The organism is Bradyrhizobium sp. 137 (assembly GCF_023074095.1).
In the GTDB taxonomy this organism is placed as follows: Bacteria; Pseudomonadota; Alphaproteobacteria; order Rhizobiales; family Xanthobacteraceae; genus Bradyrhizobium.
In genome coordinates this window covers 1-17,618 of record NZ_JADPKU010000011.1, presented here as the reverse complement: position 1 = coordinate 17,618, position 17,618 = coordinate 1, and the positions used below count along the sequence as shown (strand labels likewise).

The window sequence follows — 17,618 nt, the reverse complement described above, 5'->3', positions numbered from 1 at the left end:
GTCAGACCCTCATGGTGAGGAGGCGCGTAGCGCCGTCTCGAACCATGAAGGCCAAACTGCAGCAGCGGCCTTCATCCTTCGAGACGCGCGTTCCGCGCTCCTCAGGATGAGGATCGAGCACTTATTCCTTGTCCGCGGCCATCCGCGCCTTGACGATCTTGTCGGGGTTCTGCACCGGCTCGCCGCGCTTGATCTTGTCGACGTTCTCCATGCCCTCGGTGACTTTGCCCCACACCGTGTACTGGTTATCGAGGAAGCGGGCGTCGTCGAAGCAGATGAAGAATTGGCTGTCGCCGGAGTCGGGATTGGCGGCGCGGGCCATCGAGGCGGTGCCGCGCACATGCGGCTCCTTGTTGAACTCGGCCTTCAGCTTCTTGCCGGAGCCGCCGGTGCCGGTGCCCTGCGGGCAGCCGGTCTGCGCCATGAAGCCGTCGATCACGCGATGGAACACGATGCCGTCGTAAAAGCCCTCGCGGACCAGCTCCTTGATGCGCGCGACGTGGCCGGGCGCCAGATCAGGCCGCATCTCGATGGTGACGGGGCCCTGCGTGGTCTCGAGGATCAGGGTGTTTTCGGTGACGCTCATGCTCGTCTCTCTTGCGTTGGGGGTGAAGTCTTCCGGCTGCGGAACTGGATTGCGAATGGACGCCCTGCGGCGGCGCCGGCCATTGCATCGGTAAATGGCATCGGCGTGCAGCGTTGCAACGCTTCCATCACCGCGATCCGGTATTGCAGCCGGTCATCGTCGGAGGCTTCCGCGGATTCATAGGTAATCCTCGGATGGCCCAGAATGTTTCCGGCCCGGTTAAAGCTCACGACGACGGTGATGTCGAGTGGGCGCGCCTTGGCCGGCGGTGGCGGCTTCCAGCAGGTGCGCAGATGCCGGAAAACGTCCTGGATGGTGTTGACCTGCGCATCCGCGGCGGCCGCACTGGGAATGCCGAGCTGCAGCATCGCGGCAACCAGCAGGAGCTTGCCACCGCGGCGCGCCATCGGCCTCTCCTATTTGATGTCGGATGCGACCTGCACCTTCACCATCTTGTCGGGATCGGTGACGGTGCCGCTCGGCGAGCCGGGCGGTGCCTTCTTCAGCTTGTCGACGACCTCCATGCCCTGCACGACCTCGCCGATCACCGTGTACTGGTTATCAAGACTGCCACCGTCGGCGAACATGATGAAGAATTGCGAGTTGGCGCTGTCGACGCTGTCGCCGCGCCGCGCCATCCCGACGATGCCGCGCGCAAAATGCACCTTGGAGAATTCCTGCTTCAGGTTCGGATATTTCGACCCGCCGGTCCCGTTGCCATTCTGGCCATCGCCGGTCTGCGCCATGAACCCGTCCATCACCCGATGAAACGGGACGTTGTTGTAGAAGCCTTCACGTGCGAGCTGCTTGATGCGCTCGGCATGCTGGGGCGCGATGTCGGTCCTGAGCTTGATGACGATGCGGCCCTTGGTGCTGTCAATGACGATGGCGTTGGCCTTGTCGAGGTTCGCCGGCAATTGCTGCGCCACCGCCGGCGCCGCGAACACGAGCGCGGCAAGAACTGCGAGAATTCGGATCATGACAACTCCGGATCAGATGAGGAAGAAGCGCGCGGTTATCAGGCGAATTTTGCCTTGAGCAGGCTTGCTACGAGCGGCGGGACGAAGGCCGAAACGTCTCCGCCCATACCGGCGATCTGGCGCACCAAAGTGGCGGTGATCGGGCGAACCATGGGAGAGGCCGGCAGGAACACCGTATGCACCTCCGGCGCCATGGCCTCGTTCATGCCGGCAAGCTGCATCTCGTAATCGAGGTCGCTGCCGTCGCGCAGGCCCCGGATCATGATGGTCGCGCCGTGCTTGCGCGCCGAGGTGACCGACAGATCGTCAAAGGTCACGGCTTCGAGCACGCAACCGGCCTGGGCCGCCACCGGCCCGCAGACGTCGTGCAGCATCTTCAGCCGCTCCTCGGTCGAGAACAGCGGCTTCTTGCCGGGGTGGACTCCAATTGCGACAACCAGCCTGTCGCACAGCGACACGCTGTGCCGGACCACGTCCAGATGGCCGTTGGTGATGGGGTCGAAGGAACCGGGATAGAAGGCGATGCGCGGCATGGCCTCCTCCTACCGCGCCCGGCCCGGGGCGGCAAGTCGGGCGGGTTCCCTGCCGTTTTTTCCGCAAAACCATGTCGGAATCCCTCGAATTGTTTCGTCCTGGGGGCGGCCACGAAACAAAGGGCGCATCAACGAAACCATTTCCCGCTCCGGCGAAGACGTCTGGAAACTGGCCATGGTTACCAATCCGGCCAACGAATGACGGGCCGCACACAAGGCGCAGCGGCCGCATCACAGGGGACTGTCAATGATCAAGGCTCTTTCGGCGATCGCCATCTCAGCATGTGCTGCCGCCGCCCTCACCCTGCTGCCCGGCTTCGCCCCGACCGTCGAAGCCAGCGTGCCGCAGCCGCTGGCCAAGAGCGACCGGCTCGACATCCGCAGCATCGGCAAGGACTGCTCGCAGCAGGCCTGGCCGAACTTCGAAGCCTCGTGCCTGCGCCGCGCCGGCACCAAGGCCAATGTCCGTGAGGCACGCCTCGTGACCGCCGATCGGACCCCTTAGTCGGACCTGTCAGTTTCACGTCAGCCAAAGCGCGATGAGATCAGGATGAATCGTCATCGCGCGTTAGGTTGTTGTTTGAGCATGATCTTTTCGAAAAACCGCTGGGCACTTTTCGGGATCATGCGCTAGCCCGCTATAGACCGACCCAATACAAACCCCATGGATATTTGCGACGTCTCGTCGCAGACTGCCTGATGCTCGCGCCCGCCGGAATGATCCGTCGGGCGCGATTCCCATCGGGGGTCGCCATTGTCCAGTACGCCCGCAGTCGCTTCCGGCCATCATCCCGATCCGCTGCCGCTTGCTATGACCATGGGCGCCCTTGGGGTGGTCTATGGCGATATCGGCACCAGTCCCCTCTACGCCCTGAAGGAAGCCGCCAAGGCGGCTGCCCATGGCGGCACGTTAAGCCACGATGCTGTCCTGGGGGTTGCCTCACTGATCCTCTGGGCACTGCTGCTCATCATTTCGCTCAAATATGCGTTGTTGATCCTGCGCGCGGACAATCGCGGCGAAGGCGGGATCGTCGCGCTGCTAGCGCTGCTGCACGCCCGCAATGCCCAGCCTGGCACCTGGCGGGCGCATCTGCTGGTCGTCGGCCTCGTCGGCGCCGCCCTGCTCTATGGCGACGGCGCGATCACCCCCGCGATCTCCGTGCTCAGCGCCATCGAAGGCCTCAAGGTCGACGCCCCCTCGCTTGCGCCCGTCGTCGTGCCCGTCACCATCGCGATCCTGATCGGCCTGTTCATGATGCAGAAGCAGGGCACCGGCTTCATCGGCCGCATCTTCGGCCCGGTGATGCTGGCCTGGTTCGTCGTGCTTGCCGCGCTTGGCATCTACGGCATTGTCAAGGCGCCCGCGGTGCTGGCGGCGCTGAGCCCGCTCTATGCCTTCGACTTCCTGATCCACCAGGATTTCCATATCTCCTTCGGAATCCTCGGCGCCGCTTTCCTCGCGGTGACCGGGGGCGAAGCCATGTACGCCGACATGGGGCATTTCGGCCGCTTCCCGATCCGGCTCGCCTGGTTCGCAATCTGCCTGCCCGCGCTGGTGCTGAACTATTTCGGTCAGGCCGCGCTCCTGATCACCGATCCCGCCATGATCGAGAATCCGTTTTTCCAGCTCTGCCCCGACGCCCTGCACTATCCGCTGGTGGCCTTCTCCGCGGTTGCGACCGTGATCGCCTCGCAGGCGATCATCTCCGGCGTGTTCTCGCTGACCCAGCAGTCGATCCAGCTCGGCTTCCTGCCGCGCATGCTTATCCGCCACACCACGAGCGCTGCAATCGGCCAGATCTACGTGCCGCTGGTGAACTGGTTGCTGGCCGCCGCAACGTTGGGAGCGGTCCTGAGCTTCGGGACGTCGGACGCGCTCGCCGGCGCCTACGGCATCGCGGTGTCGCTGCTGATGGCAATCACCACGCTGCTCGCGGCCCTGGTGGCGATCCAATGGGGATATTCGCCCTGGCTCGTGGTGGCCGTGAACGGCACCTTCTTCGTGATCGACGTGATCTTCTTCTCCGCCAATTCGATCAAGCTGTTCGAGGGCGGCTGGTTTCCCCTGCTGCTCGCCGGCCTCGTCGCCTTCCTGATGCTGACCTGGCGCGCCGGCGTGAAGCTGGTCGAGGCGGCGCGGGCGAAGCTGCGCCAGCCGGAGGAAGACCTGATCGAGACCGCGGTCAACAAATGCCGCGCCAGGCTGCCGGGGACTGCCGTGTTCCTGGCCTCCGCGCCGCGCGGCGTGCCGCTGGCGCTGACCCAGTTCGTCAAGCACAACCGCGTGCTGCACGAACGCGTGCTGCTCGTCACCGTGCTGATCGAGGAGTCCCCGCACATTCCCGACCAAGAACGGGCCGAGGTGATCGAGATCATTCCCGGCATCACCCGCGTGATCCTGCATTACGGCTTCATGCAGAACCCGACGATCTATGAAGGATTGGGGTTCGTCGGGCGCCTGGGCAAGCTGCCCGGCATCGATCTCTCCGACGTCACCTACTATGTCGGCCGCGAGACCATCATCCCGCGCGAGGACGTGCCGGGCATGTGGGTCTGGCGCGAAAGCGTGTTCGCTTTCCTCCAGCGCAATGCCGAACGCTCGGCCGCGTTCTTCGGCGTGCCGACCAAGCAGGTCGTGGAGTTCGGGACCGAGCTGGAGATTTAGCGCGCAAATGCGCAGTCCGGATGGGGTGCAAGCGTAATCCGCGATTCCGAACGTTCGGCAACATGCGGTCCCGGATTGTGCCTTTGGCCGGCGCTTGGCACCGACTTCCTGCTCCATCTGCGCTACACGTTACTCCCCATTCGCGCCGTTGCTCTCCGCCTCTTCCGTGATGTGCTCGACCGAGACGACGTGCTCGTCCTCGGCGGTGTCGAACACGATCACGCCCTGGGTCGAGCGGCCGGCGATGCGGATGCCCTCGACCGGGCAGCGGATCAGCTGGCCCTTGTCGGTGACCAGCATGATCTGGTCGGCATCTTCCACCGGGAATGAGGCCACGAGGTTGCCGTTGCGGTTGTTGACGCTCATGGCGACGATGCCTTTGCCGCCGCGTCCCGTGGTGCGGTACTCGTAGGACGAGGTGCGCTTGCCATAGCCATTGACCGAGACGGTGAGCACGACCTGCTCCTGCGCCGACATCTCGGCGTAACGCTCCTGGGCAAGCTGGAAGCTGCCGGAGGTCTCCTCGGCCTCTCCGTCCGCGGCGGTCTCCTCAGTCGCGGCTTCGCCGGCGACCGCACGGCGCATTTTCAGGTACGCCGAGCGCTCGTCCGATGTGGTCTCGACATGGCGCAGGATCGCCAGCGAAATCACCTTGTCGCCCTCACCAAGCGCAATACCGCGCACGCCCATCGAGGTGCGCCCGGTGAACACGCGCACATCGGTGACGGGAAAACGGATGCACTGGCCGCCAGCGGCGGTCAGCAGCACGTCGTCGCGCTCAGTGCAGATCTGCACGTCGACGATCGCCTCGTTGTCGTCGAGCTTCATGGCGATGATGCCGGAGCGGCGGACATCGACGAAGTCGGACAGCTTGTTGCGCCGCACGTTGCCGCCTGTGGTGGCGAACATCACGTCGAGATTGCCCCAGGTCGATTCATCCTCGGGCAGCGGCATGATGGTGGTGATGCGCTCGCCCTGCTCCAATGGCAGGATGTTGATCAGCGCCTTGCCGCGCGCGTTCGGCGCAGCCATCGGCAGGCGCCAGACCTTTTCCTTGTAGACCTGGCCGCGTGAGGAGAAGAACAGCACCGGCGTGTGCGTAGAGGCGACGAACAGGCGGCTGACGAAATCCTCGTCGCGGGTCTGCATGCCGGCACGGCCCTTGCCGCCGCGGCGCTGCGCCCGGTAGGCCGACAGCGGCACGCGCTTGACGTAGCCAGCGTGGGAGACGGTGACGACCATGTCCTCGCGCTGGATCAGGTCCTCGTCCTCGACCTCGCCTTCCTGCTCCATGATCACGGTGCGGCGCGGCGTGGCGAACTCGGCCTTCACCTCGGCAAGCTCGGTCCTGATGATGTCGAGGATACGGGCGCGCGAGCGCAGGATCTCGAGATAGTCGCCGATCTCGCCGGCAAGTTTTGACAGCTCGTCGCCGATCTCGTCGCGGCCAAGCGCAGTGAGCCGCGCCAGACGCAATTCCAGAATGGCCTTGGCCTGATCCAGCGACAGGCGGATGGTGCCGTCCTCGTTGATGCGGTGGCGCGGATCGTCGATCAGCGTAATGATGTCCTCGACGTCGCGCGCCGGCCAGTCCCGCGTCATCAGGGTGTCGCGCGCAGCCGCTGGCGTCGGCGAGGTGCGGATCACCTTGATGATCTCGTCGATGTTGGCGACCGCGATGGCGAGGCCGACCTGCTCATGCGCGCGCTCGCGCGCCTTGCGCAGCTTGTACTTGGTCCGGCGCGTGACGACCTGCTCCCGGAAGCCGACGAAGATCGTCAGCATGTCCTTCAGGTTCATCGTCTGCGGACGGCCGGAATCGAGCGCGACGGCGTTGACGCCGAAGCTGGTCTGGAGCGGCGTGAACTTGTAGAGCTGATTCAGCACCACGTCGGGCATGGCATCACGCTTGAGCTCGACGACGACGCGGTAGCCATCGCGGTCGGACTCGTCGCGCAGGTCGGAGATGCCCTCGATCTTCTTTTCCTTGTAGAGCTCGGCGATGCGCTCGACCATCGTCGCCTTATTCACCTGATACGGGATCTCGGTGATGACGATCGCCTCGCGCTCCTTCCGGATCGTCTCGAAGGCGACCTTGCCACGCATCACGATGGAGCCACGGCCGAGATGGTAGGCGCTGCGGATGCCCTGGCGGCCGAGAATGATGCCGCCGGTCGGAAAGTCCGGGCCCGGGATGATGTTGTTGAGCTCGTCGATGGTGAGCGAAGGATTGTCGATCAACGCTAGGCAGGCGTCGATGACCTCGCCGAGATTGTGCGGCGGAATGTTGGTGGCCATGCCGACGGCGATGCCGCCGGCGCCGTTGACCAGCAGGTTAGGGAACCGTGCCGGCAGAACCACCGGTTCTTTGCTCGAGCCGTCGTAATTGTCCTGAAAGTCGACGGTCTCGTTGTCGATGTCGTCGAGCAGCTTCAGCGCGATCTTGGTTAGGCGCGACTCGGTGTAGCGCATCGCCGCTGGCGGATCGCCGTCGACCGAGCCGAAATTGCCCTGCCCGTCCACCAGCAATTCGCGCATCGAAAAAGGCTGCGCCATGCGCACCAGCGCGTCGTAGATCGCCTGGTCACCATGCGGATGGTATTGGCCCATGACGTCGCCGACGATACCGGCCGACTTCTTGTGCTTCTTGTCCGGCGTATAGCCTTCCTCGTTCATCGAGAACAGGATGCGGCGATGCACCGGCTTCAGGCCGTCGCGCGCGTCGGGCAGCGCGCGCGACACGATCACGCTCATGGCGTAATCGAGGTAGGACTTCTTCATCTCGTCGAGGATGGAGACGGGGCGAATGTCCGAGGGTTGCGCCGGCTGGTTGCCGGGCTTGTTATCGTCGTCAGCCAAGGGGAAATCCGGTGAGGTTTTATCTGGGAATCATATAGCGCATCGGGGCCGCGATAACTACCCTCGCGAAGGTCAGGGCAAGCGATTTTTCCGCCTATTTTTCCAACAACTTAAGCCCTTCAGAGCCCTGCTCCCGAGAGGCGCGAAATCGGCCTTCCGAAATGGCCTCCATCGCCTGAAGATCGCGCTGCGAGTGCCCTTTCAGAATATTTGCCATGGCGCAATCCAAGCTCACGTCAAACATGAAGCGGGCCCGGAAAATCCGAGCCCACCCCGCCGATGAACAGGAATTGCTGACACGACACACCAGGCGGAGCCCGATCGGGCAATGCGCCTCGGCCGCGTGATCCGTGTTCTCAGAACGGGATATCGTCGTCCATGTCGCTGTTGCGGGCACCGCCAGCGGCAACGGGACGGCGAGGCGCGCTGCTTACGGGACCGGACGAGCCGAAGTCGCCGCTGGGTTCGTCGCCGAAGCTGCCACTGCCTCCGCCGCGACCGTCGAGCATCGTCAGGGTCGAGTTGAAGCCCTGGAGCACGACTTCGGTCGAGTACTTCTCGACGCCGCTCTGGTCAGTCCATTTGCGGGTCTGGAGCGCGCCCTCGATGTAAACCTTGGCGCCCTTCTTCAGGTACTGCTCGGCGACCTTGCACAGCCCTTCATTGAAGATCACGACGCGATGCCATTCGGTCTTTTCCTTGCGCTCGCCGGTGTTCTTGTCGCGCCAGGTCTCAGAGGTGGCGATGCTCAAATTGGCAATCGGTCGCCCGTCCTGGGTGCGGCGGATTTCGGGATCCTTGCCGAGATTTCCAACCAGAATGACCTTGTTGACGCTTCCCGCCATCGCCGCTCTCCACTCCAATGCCACTGAATTTCAAAGGCCGAGTCCGCTCTGTGCGTTCCTCCGCCGCCCGTTGAGGCGACCCTATACGCTTGCGGGCGCCGCTCAGCCCATCACCCCTCGGGTTATCCCCACATATAGCACCGCCATTGGCTTCGTTCCAGATTTGTTCTTTGAGACAATCCGAGGCGGACATCGATGGTGGTGATGAAGGCAGCCGCTCGATGGAACTTTTTTGGGTTCCCGCGAAAGGCGGAAACCGCTTAACATTCATCAAGTTGCGCTTGGCTCAATCGGTCCGCGAGTGTGGCATTTCGGAGACGGACTTTGCCGGTTTCGTAGGCTAGGGTTGCCTCGGAATTAGTTCATATGGGCGTCGCGCCTTAATTAGCCGCTTCGGGGAGTTCGAGAAGCGGTCGAAACTGGGGAGACTGCAATGAATAGGATTCTGTTTAGTGCAATCGGTGCAATGGCGCTGGGCCTCTCGGCTCCCGCAAGCGCGGCAGATCTCGCTGCGCGCCCATACACCAAGGCTCCGGCTCCTGCCGTTGCCGCGATCTACGACTGGAGCGGCTTCTACATCGGTATCAACGGCGGCGGTGGTTCGAGCCACAAGTGCTGGGATTTTGTGACGCCTGTTACCGGCACTCTGGTTGGCGAAGGCTGCCACAACGCGACGGGCGGCACGGTCGGTGGCCAGATTGGCTATCGCTGGCAGTCGACCAATTGGGTGTTCGGCTTCGAGGGCCAGGGCAACTGGGCTGACTTTTCTGGCGACAACGTGAGCACCCTCTTCCCTGGCACCGCTTTGGTCACCGGTGATCGTAACCGCTCTCGCATCGACAGTTTTGGCCTGATCACTGGCCAGGTCGGCTATGCCTGGAACAATGTGCTGTTCTATGTGAAGGGCGGCGCCGCTGTGGTCGGGGACAAGTACGACGTCTATGCCGCCGCAGGCACTCCGGGCGCTGGCACGCTGCTGGCATCGGCACGTGAAACCCGCTGGGGTGGTACGGTGGGTGCCGGTCTGGAATTCGGATTCGCACCAAACTGGTCGGTCGGCGTCGAATACGACCACATTTTCCTCGGCCACCGCACGATCGGCTTTACCACGCCGGCGGGCGTTGTGTTCGGGAGCGACCGAATTGGCCAAGATGTCGACATCGGTCTCGTCCGGCTGAATTACCGCTTTGGCGGCCCGCTGGTCGCGAGGTACTGATCGCTCTGATTTCGTTCAACGATTAAAGGCCGGCCTCGTGCCGGCCTTTTTCGTTTTATCCAAAGCAGACGGTCGGATAAGTCAGTGATCAAGACGTTTTGTGGCTGTTGTGGCTTTTCGGAGACACAACTTGCGGCTTTAGTGGTGTAAGCACGGCATTAGTTGGGCCGTTGAGTCCGCTGCCTTCGGCATGGAAGGCGACAACAGAAACTGGGACTGGGATTAGTTGAAAATGAAAAAGGTTTTGTTGGCTTCGGCCTGCTTGTTCGCTCTCGCTGCTCCGGCTTCAGCCGCTGACCTCGCAGCGCGCCCCTATATCAAGGCCCCGATCGCTCCGGCCGCTGTCTACAACTGGACCGGCTTCTACCTCGGCGTCGTCGGCGGCGGCGCTTGGGAAAACGCGTCCGACCCGCGGATGCAGGGTGGCTTCGTCGGTGGCACCGCCGGCTACAACTGGCAGACCGGCAACGTCGTGTTCGGCATCGAGGCGGATGGCGCCTGGGCTGACGTGAGCGCTTCGGCGACCGCTCTTGGCATCACTGTCGCCTCCAAGACCGATGCGCTCGGCACCGTGCGCGGCCGAATCGGCTGGGCCGTCAACAACGTCCTGTTCTACGGCACCGGCGGCTACGCCTGGATCGACAACAAGATCACCGTCAGCGCCCTCGGCGTGAGCGTCTCCGACAGCAAGTGGCATTCCGGCTGGACCGTCGGTGCGGGCGTCGAAGCTTTCTTCGCTCCGCAGTGGTCGGTCAAGGGCGAGTACCTCTATCGCAGCCTCGGCAGCGAGAACTACTTCTCTAACCTTGGCGCTCCGCTGGCCTCCGGCACGATCAACTTCCACACCGTGCAGGTCGGCGTGAACTATCACTTCGGGGGCCCGGTGGTCGCCAAGTACTGAGCTGAGTACTGATCACTATCGACGTCACATCGTCACGAAAGGCCGGCCTCGCGCCGGCCTTTTTGTTTACGGGTCGTTCCGCGCAGTTCCGCTCGCGCCTGCTGCTGCCAGATGCCGCCAGCCCGCCAACAATCCGTTGACGATTCGCACGTGCCACTGGAAATCCGCTCGCGTTCTTCCTACGTTCGCTGACATACCCATCGGCGCCGATCCCGGTTCCGGGCGAAGCGCGCCTTTTACATTGGCGCGATCGCGCGTCTTTGGGATTCCTTGAGGACCAGCGGGATGGACGAAGTGATCAAGGCCAAGCGCCAACAACAGAACGCGGGCTCAAGCCTGCGCGCGATTACGATCCGTGGCGCGCGCGAGCACAACCTCAAGAACATCGACGTCGAGATTCCCCGCGACAAGCTGGTGGTGTTCACGGGGCTGTCGGGCTCCGGCAAATCCTCACTCGCCTTCGACACCATCTACGCCGAAGGCCAGCGCCGCTACGTCGAATCGCTGTCGGCCTATGCGCGCCAATTCCTCGAGATGATGCAGAAGCCCGACGTCGATCAGATCGACGGGCTATCGCCGGCGATCTCGATCGAGCAGAAGACGACCTCGAAGAATCCGCGCTCCACGGTCGGCACCGTCACTGAGATCTACGACTACATGCGCCTGCTCTGGGCGCGGGTCGGCGTGCCCTATTCGCCGGCCACCGGCCTGCCGATCGAGAGCCAGACCGTCTCGCAGATGGTCGACCGCGTGCTGGCGTTGCCGGAAGGCACGCGCCTCTATCTGCTCGCTCCGGTCGTGCGCGGCCGCAAGGGCGAGTACCGCAAAGAGCTCGCCGAATGGCTCAAGAAGGGTTTTCAGCGCGTCAAGATCGACGGCACCTTCTACGAGCTGGCGGAGGCGCCGACGCTCGACAAGAAATTCCCGCACGACATCGACGTCGTGGTCGACCGGATCGTGGTGCGCGCCGACATCGGCCAGCGTCTCGCCGAGAGCTTTGAGACCGCGCTGAAGCTCGCCGAAGGCCTTGCCGTCGTCGAATTCGCCGACGCGCCGGCGGCCGCACCCGCGGAAGAGAAAAAAAAGACCGCGAAGATCCACGACAAGAGCGGGCCCGAGCGCATCCTGTTCTCGGAAAAATTCGCCTGCCCGGTCTCCGGCTTCACCATCCCCGAGGTCGAGCCGAGACTCTTTTCCTTCAACAATCCCTACGGCGCCTGCCCCGCCTGCGGCGGGCTCGGCGTCGAGCAGCATGTCGACGAGGATCTCGTCATCCCCGAGAAGGATCTGACGCTGCGCAAGGGTGCGATCGCGCCCTGGGCCAAGTCATCATCGCCCTATTACGTGCAGACGCTGAACGCGCTCGGCAAGCACTACAAGTTCACGCTCGACACCAAGTGGAAGGACCTGCCCAAGAAGACGCAAAACGCGCTTCTCTACGGCTCCGGCGAGGATGAGATCAAGTTCTCCTATGAAGACGGCGTGCGCTCCTACGACACCAAAAAACCGTTCGAGGGCGTCATCACCAACATCAACCGCCGCTATCGCGAGACCGAGAGCGAGTGGGCGCGCGAGGAGCTGGCGAAATATTTCCATGACGTCCCCTGCGAGGCGTGCCACGGGTTTCGGCTCAAGCCCGAGGCGCTCTGCGTCAAGATCGGCGGCAAGCATATCGGCGAGATCTCGGAGCTGTCGGTCAGGAAGGCCGGCGAATGGTTCGAGACCGTGCCTGATGCGCTCAACGCGCAGCAGAACGAGATCGCCGGGCGCATCCTGAAGGAAATTCGCGAGCGCCTCACCTTCCTGCTCGACGTCGGCCTCAACTATCTCACTTTGTCCCGCTCCTCCGGCACGCTGTCCGGCGGCGAGAGCCAGCGCATCCGCCTGGCTTCGCAGATCGGCTCGGGCCTGACCGGCGTGCTCTACGTGCTCGACGAGCCCTCGATCGGGCTGCACCAGCGCGACAACGCCCGTCTGCTCGATACGCTCAAGCGCCTGCGCGACCTCGGCAACACCGTGGTCGTGGTCGAGCATGACGAGGACGCGATCCGGCTGGCCGATTACGTGCTCGACATCGGCCCCGGCGCCGGCATGCACGGCGGCCACATCGTCGCCGAGGGCACGCCCGCGGAGATCATGCGCAATCCGAAATCGCTGACTGGCAAGTACCTGACCGGCGAGCTCGAAGTCGAGGTGCCGGAGCGGCGCCCACCGAACCATCGCCGCACCATCAAGGTGGTCAATGCGCGCGGCAATAACCTCAAGAACGTCACTGCCGAGATTCCGCTCGGCCTGTTCACGTGCGTGACCGGCGTCTCCGGCGGCGGCAAGTCGACGCTGCTGATCGACACGCTCTATCGTGCCATCGCCCGCAAGCTGAACAATGCCAGCGAAGGCGCAGCGCCGCACGACCGCATCGAGGGCCTCGAGCACATCGATAAGATCATCGACATCGACCAGTCGCCGATCGGCCGCACCCCGCGTTCGAATCCCGCGACCTATACCGGCGCCTTCACGCCGATCCGCGAATGGTTCGCCGGCCTGCCCGAGGCCAAAGCGCGCGGCTACGAGCCCGGCCGCTTCTCCTTCAACGTCAAGGGCGGCCGCTGCGAGGCCTGCCAGGGCGACGGCGTCATCAAGATCGAGATGCACTTTTTGCCCGACGTCTACGTCACCTGCGACGTCTGCAAGGGCAAGCGTTACAATCGCGAGACGCTGGAGGTGCTGTTCAAGGGCAAGAGCATCGCCGACGTGCTCGACATGACCGTGGAGGAGGCCGCCGAGTTCTTCAAGGCGGTGCCGCGCGTACGCGAGACCTTCAACACGCTGCACCGCGTCGGACTCGACTACATCCACGTCGGCCAGCAGGCCACCACGCTGTCCGGCGGCGAAGCCCAGCGCGTCAAGCTGGCAAAAGAGCTGTCGAAGCGCGCCACCGGGCGCACGCTGTACATCCTGGACGAGCCCACCACCGGCCTGCACTTCCACGACGTCAAGAAGCTGCTGGAGGTGCTGCACGAGCTGGTCGCACAGGGTAACACCGTCGTCGTCATCGAGCACAATCTCGAGGTCATCAAGACCGCCGACTGGGTCATCGATCTCGGCCCCGAAGGCGGGGACGGCGGCGGCGAGATCGTGGCCTGGGGCCCGCCGGAAGACATCGCCAAGGCACCGCGGAGCTATACCGGCAAGTTCCTGGAGCCGGTGCTGAAGAAGGCAAGCAAGCCGAAGCGCGGGAGGACGAGCGAGGCGGCGGAGTGACGCCGCCTCGCAGCCGTGATCAAATTTCCCGGAAATGACTCGGACCAGTCGGACGCGCGTTCGTTAGGACGCATCTCAAGTGGCGCCTCGGGCAACAATCTGTGGTTCAGTTGAAGGTTGATGCTATATTTTTCTGACTTCGCCTGCAGGAGGTTAGATTGAGCGACGCAACCGCCTCATCCAGCTTTAGCTTTGAATTCATAATTTCTAGAGAAGAAGATAGATTCTTCAGAAGACTTGCGAAAGCCAACCTGAAGGCCCTCATCGATTGGCGTAGCCAAATGACCTTGGCGTTGACCATTTATGCCTTCATGATCGTGGCAAGCTATATCGCCTTACGTCAGGAATGGCTGACGCCGCCCGCCGTGTTTGCCGCGATACTGTGCTTAGTAGTGGGACAGCTCTACATGTATTTTGTCTCGAGCTGGATTTCTCGCCAAATATTCGAGAAACTCTTTGAGTTGGATCGTCTCAGTCAGAAGACATGGCACGTTATTTTTGACGACTTCTCGATCGTCGCCAGAGGTCCGAACACCGAGAGCCGGATGTCTTGGGATGAGATTGCGACGATTCAAGACAGCCCAGTCATGGTCGCATTCTGGTACCATGCGAGACAGGGGTTTTTCATCCCGGCACGAGTCATTGGTGACTCCTCCGCGCGCGCGGTCTTCGTAGAATGGGCCGGGGAGCGCTTGCGCCGCCCTGCCATTGCGGCGGACGCCACCAAGCCCACCAAATTGTTCCCAACACCCGCCCGAAGCTAGCGTCCTACAGCGAGACCTTGCCAATCCAAAGATCCAAGGCCCTCGCTTTGTGACGGGCGCGCTGTGTGAAATGAACGTAAATCTCTTCCGCAGGGTTATGTTCAGACTAAAGGGCTCTGCGAACCAAAGCACCTCAGCGAGATCAATGCCCTACTCCCTCGTCATCTTCGATCTCGACGGCACGCTCGCCGACAGCTTTCCCTGGTTCCTGCGCACCATCAACGACGTCGCCGATCGCTTCGGCTTTCGCCGCGTGAAGGATGAGGACATCGAGGAGCTGCGGCATGCGTCGAGCCGCGAGATCCTCAGCCACCTCGAGGTACCCTTGTGGAAGCTGCCGGCGATCGCGCGGCATGCGCGGCGGCTGAAGGCGGAGGCAGCTAGCGAGATTTCGCTGTTTGCGGGTGTCGAGGCGATGCTGCAGGCGCTTGCCGGAAGCGGCGTGCAACTCGCGCTGGTGACCTCTGACAGCGAAGCCAGTGCGCGCGAGAAGCTCGGCGAGGCCGCGGCGCTGTTCGCGCATTTCGATTGCTCTGCATCACTGTTCGGCAAGGCTGCAAAATTCCGCCGGGTGATCCGGCGCGCGAGTGTCGAGCCTAGTAAGGTCATTTCAATCGGCGATGAGGTCCGCGACATCGAGGCGGCACGCAACGTCGGCATTGCCTGCGGTGCGGTGTGCTGGGGCTATGCGGCCCCGGCGGCGCTGCGGGCCCTGGAGCCGGACCACGTGTTTGAGCAGATGGACGAGATTGTGGGTGTGTTGTGCGGGACCCGCGGGACTCGTAGGGTGGTTAGCGAAGCGTAACCCACTGCTGTGGTCTTCCGATCCTCCGTTGCTCGCGGCTTGGTTACGCCTTCCACTATGACTCGTTGAGACATCCCGCGCGTGGTCCGGGTAACCTACCCTACGCAATCCCCTACTCCGTCCTGCGCAAAAACGCCCCGAACGCGCGCGGGCCGTCGCCGGTCTTGATCTCGCCGATCACCTTCAGATCAGTGGCATCGATGATGTTGAGCGAGTTGCTCTCCCAGCAGGCGACGATGATGCGCTTGCCGTCGGCGGTCGCGGCAATGCCTTCGGGATAATCGCCGACATTGATGCGCTTCATTGGCTTCAGAGCCGCCAGATCGAACACGCTGACGGTGCCGCCATACTGGTCGGTGACGAAGCCGCGCCCTTGCGTCAGCGCCACCGCGTAGGGCCGCATCCCGACCGGCACGCGGCCGATCTCGCGGCCTTCGGTGATGTCGATCACGGAGACGTCGTCGGATCCGACATTGGCGGTGTAGGCGCGCTTGCCCGCGGCGTCGATGGTGACGCCGAACGGACGCGTGCCGACCTTGATCATTGCTTTGCGCTGCCGCGTCGTCGTATCCACCACAGAGACGCTGTCGTCGTCGCGGTCTGCCGAGAGCAGCAGCTTGCCGTCCGGCGTTACCGCAAGGCCCGATGGTGAGGCGCCGACCGCGATGCTGGCCATGACGCTGCGCGAGGCCGTATCGATCACCCGCACCGCGGCGGCAAACCAGTCGGCGACATAGACGGTCTTGCCATCGGGCGCGACGGCAATGCCGAGCGGCCCGCCGCCGACCTCGATCCGACCCGCAACCTGCCGTGCGGCGGCGTCCACCACCGTCACCGCCTTGGCGTCGGGGCTCGTCACATAGGCAAAGCGTCCGTCCGCGCTGACGGCGACGCCCGCCGGCTTGCCGCCGATCGGAATGGTTGCAACGCTGCGCGCAGTGGCGAGGTCCACGACCATCAGATCGTCGCTGAGCTGGTTGGTGACGAACGCCTCGTCGGCGGACGCACGCGGGAGACCGGCACCGCAAAGGCTGGCGGCCAAGGCCGCCAGGACCAGCGCTCGCACCATCAGCTACCGCTCTCGATCTTCTTCTTGAGCGACTCGAGCCCGGCCCTGTACAGCCCGCTCACCGCCTTCACCGCGGCTTCGTCGCTCAGCTCCGGTGGCGGATCGTTGTTGGGATAGCCACGGTAGAATGCGCCGGCCCATTCCAGCTTCGCCTTGCCATCCGGCGCAGGCGACACCGTCAAGGTCGAGGAATAATTGGTCACCGGCAGCACCTTCACGTCGACCTTGGTGATCCGGTACGAATAGCTCAGCATGTCGGGCTCGTATTTGTAGAGCTCCTCCTCGACCGTCGGGCCGCCGGTTAGGGTCAGCGTCCGGGTCGCGCCGATCTCGTTGCCCTTCTGGCCCTCAGTCTTGGTGACGGGCGGGAGCCAGCTCATGTCCTGAAAATTGCCGATCGCCGCCCAGACCTTGGCCGGCGGCGCGCTGATCTCGATGGATTCCCGCACCTTCTGCCGTGTCGGCCCATGGGCCCAGACCGGCTCAAGAGCCACCGTCAGAGCCATCCCCGCCACCACCAGCGCCGCCACCCCGGCGATCGCCGTTCCCATCGTCATCCTCATGTCGTTTCCTCATTCATCAATCTGCGCGACTTGGAGCGCGCTGAGGTCATCGTAGCGCATTTTTAGACCGCGGGGAGACGTGTTCGTGGCGCGGTTGTGGCGGGCGTGGTGTCGAATATCCACACCATCCCTTGCGTTGCCTGACGGGCAAACACACGAGGCCAAGGTCAATGCGTTCATTCAAAATAATTTCGCTTTACTAGAATTCGGAATTATCGCATGTGTTTCGGCCACCCCAACCCGGGCCGAGGGGCGGATCGCGATCGTCACGAACGCGGGATGGGACGTGGTGGACGCGGGCAGCGCGCGCGCGATGGTTTGCAGGGTGGGTCACTCCGTGAGCGAACGCCGCGCGCCTACGACGGGTGCAGCCTGCGTACGGCAAACTCGTGTGGTCCTGGCGCCCGGGGTCTGTGCGCCAAGTCTTGCGGTGATGTGAGCGGCCCGACCGGGTCCGCGGCATCAGCCATCCGCAAGGCGACGGGGGCAATAGTGCATCGCTCCCCGGGGAGCAACTGTGTTGAAGTAGACCGGTGATCGAGCGGGCTCAAGGCTGGCGCTGCGCGCCCCC

At 63.4% G+C, this 17,618-nt stretch carries 17 protein-coding genes; 8 read left to right on the top strand and 9 right to left on the bottom strand.

The features are described from left to right. Positions 1–121: 121 nt before the first annotated feature. From IVA78_RS02025 to coaD, 4 genes are read right to left on the bottom strand one after another with little or no spacing between them, the layout of a single operon-like run. Positions 122–586 (bottom strand): peptidylprolyl isomerase, encoded by a 465-nt coding sequence (locus IVA78_RS02025; protein ID WP_008563933.1) that lies wholly within the window; start codon positions 584–586, stop codon positions 122–124. Further along, the gene (locus IVA78_RS02020; RefSeq protein ID WP_247279893.1) at positions 583–993 is read right to left on the bottom strand and encodes a hypothetical protein; all 411 of its coding nucleotides are present in this window, start codon (positions 991–993) and stop codon (positions 583–585) included. Before IVA78_RS02020 ends, IVA78_RS02025 begins: the two co-directional genes overlap by 4 nt. A gap of 9 nt (positions 994–1,002) precedes the next feature. After that, positions 1,003–1,566, bottom strand: a complete 564-nt coding sequence (locus IVA78_RS02015; RefSeq protein ID WP_247295203.1) for a peptidylprolyl isomerase — start codon at positions 1,564–1,566, stop codon at positions 1,003–1,005. Positions 1,567–1,604: 38 nt separating this feature from the next. Next, positions 1,605–2,099: a pantetheine-phosphate adenylyltransferase gene (gene coaD / locus IVA78_RS02010; RefSeq protein ID WP_247279895.1), complete on the bottom strand. Its 495-nt coding sequence runs from the start codon at positions 2,097–2,099 to the stop codon at positions 1,605–1,607. Between coaD and IVA78_RS02005 the strand changes: the two genes are divergently transcribed. The 3 genes from IVA78_RS02005 (at position 2,098) to IVA78_RS01995 (ending at position 4,764) form a co-directional block, all read left to right on the top strand. Continuing rightward, complete coding sequence (locus IVA78_RS02005) at positions 2,098–2,301, top strand: hypothetical protein (protein WP_247419423.1); 204 nt, start codon at positions 2,098–2,100, stop codon at positions 2,299–2,301. The genes coaD and IVA78_RS02005 overlap by 2 nt on opposite strands. A gap of 45 nt (positions 2,302–2,346) precedes the next feature. After that, the gene (locus IVA78_RS02000) at positions 2,347–2,604 is read left to right on the top strand and encodes a hypothetical protein (protein ID WP_247354356.1); all 258 of its coding nucleotides are present in this window, start codon (positions 2,347–2,349) and stop codon (positions 2,602–2,604) included. Positions 2,605–2,910: 306 nt separating this feature from the next. Further along, complete coding sequence (locus IVA78_RS01995; protein ID WP_247419702.1) at positions 2,911–4,764, top strand: KUP/HAK/KT family potassium transporter; 1,854 nt, start codon at positions 2,911–2,913, stop codon at positions 4,762–4,764. Positions 4,765–4,893: 129 nt separating this feature from the next. On the opposite strand, the gene gyrA is transcribed toward IVA78_RS01995, so the two are convergent. From gyrA to IVA78_RS01985, 3 genes are all read right to left on the bottom strand, one after another. Then, positions 4,894–7,623, bottom strand: a complete 2,730-nt coding sequence (gene gyrA / locus IVA78_RS01990; protein WP_247279898.1) for a DNA gyrase subunit A — start codon at positions 7,621–7,623, stop codon at positions 4,894–4,896. Positions 7,624–7,717: 94 nt separating this feature from the next. Further along, positions 7,718–7,840, bottom strand: coding sequence for a hypothetical protein (locus IVA78_RS34345; protein WP_256464602.1), 123 nt, complete (start codon positions 7,838–7,840; stop codon positions 7,718–7,720). Positions 7,841–7,979: 139 nt separating this feature from the next. Continuing rightward, positions 7,980–8,468 (bottom strand): single-stranded DNA-binding protein, encoded by a 489-nt coding sequence (locus IVA78_RS01985; protein ID WP_247419420.1) that lies wholly within the window; start codon positions 8,466–8,468, stop codon positions 7,980–7,982. A 433-nt stretch (positions 8,469–8,901) separates the two neighbouring features. On the opposite strand from IVA78_RS01985, the gene IVA78_RS01980 reads away from it, so the two are divergent. The 5 genes from IVA78_RS01980 to IVA78_RS01960 all read left to right on the top strand — a co-directional run bounded on the left by IVA78_RS01980 (position 8,902) and on the right by IVA78_RS01960 (position 15,415). After that, positions 8,902–9,684: an outer membrane beta-barrel protein gene (locus tag IVA78_RS01980; protein WP_247419418.1), complete on the top strand. Its 783-nt coding sequence runs from the start codon at positions 8,902–8,904 to the stop codon at positions 9,682–9,684. A 232-nt stretch (positions 9,685–9,916) separates the two neighbouring features. Beyond that, positions 9,917–10,585, top strand: coding sequence for an outer membrane protein (locus IVA78_RS01975; protein ID WP_247419416.1), 669 nt, complete (start codon positions 9,917–9,919; stop codon positions 10,583–10,585). A gap of 285 nt (positions 10,586–10,870) precedes the next feature. Continuing rightward, the gene (uvrA, locus tag IVA78_RS01970) at positions 10,871–13,846 is read left to right on the top strand and encodes an excinuclease ABC subunit UvrA (protein WP_247279902.1); all 2,976 of its coding nucleotides are present in this window, start codon (positions 10,871–10,873) and stop codon (positions 13,844–13,846) included. Between the two features lie 158 nt (positions 13,847–14,004). After that, a complete protein-coding gene (locus IVA78_RS01965) occupies positions 14,005–14,610 on the top strand; it encodes a hypothetical protein (RefSeq protein ID WP_247279903.1) in 606 nt (201 codons plus the stop codon). Between the two features lie 145 nt (positions 14,611–14,755). Continuing rightward, complete coding sequence (locus IVA78_RS01960; protein ID WP_247419700.1) at positions 14,756–15,415, top strand: HAD family hydrolase; 660 nt, start codon at positions 14,756–14,758, stop codon at positions 15,413–15,415. Between the two features lie 112 nt (positions 15,416–15,527). Here the strand turns inward: IVA78_RS01960 and IVA78_RS01955 are convergent, their stop codons facing one another. Continuing rightward, positions 15,528–16,481: a cytochrome D1 domain-containing protein gene (locus tag IVA78_RS01955; RefSeq protein WP_247419698.1), complete on the bottom strand. Its 954-nt coding sequence runs from the start codon at positions 16,479–16,481 to the stop codon at positions 15,528–15,530. 2 nt (positions 16,482–16,483) lie between these two features. Further along, complete coding sequence (locus tag IVA78_RS01950) at positions 16,484–17,047, bottom strand: SRPBCC family protein (RefSeq protein WP_247419414.1); 564 nt, start codon at positions 17,045–17,047, stop codon at positions 16,484–16,486. Positions 17,048–17,618: the final 571 nt, after the last annotated feature.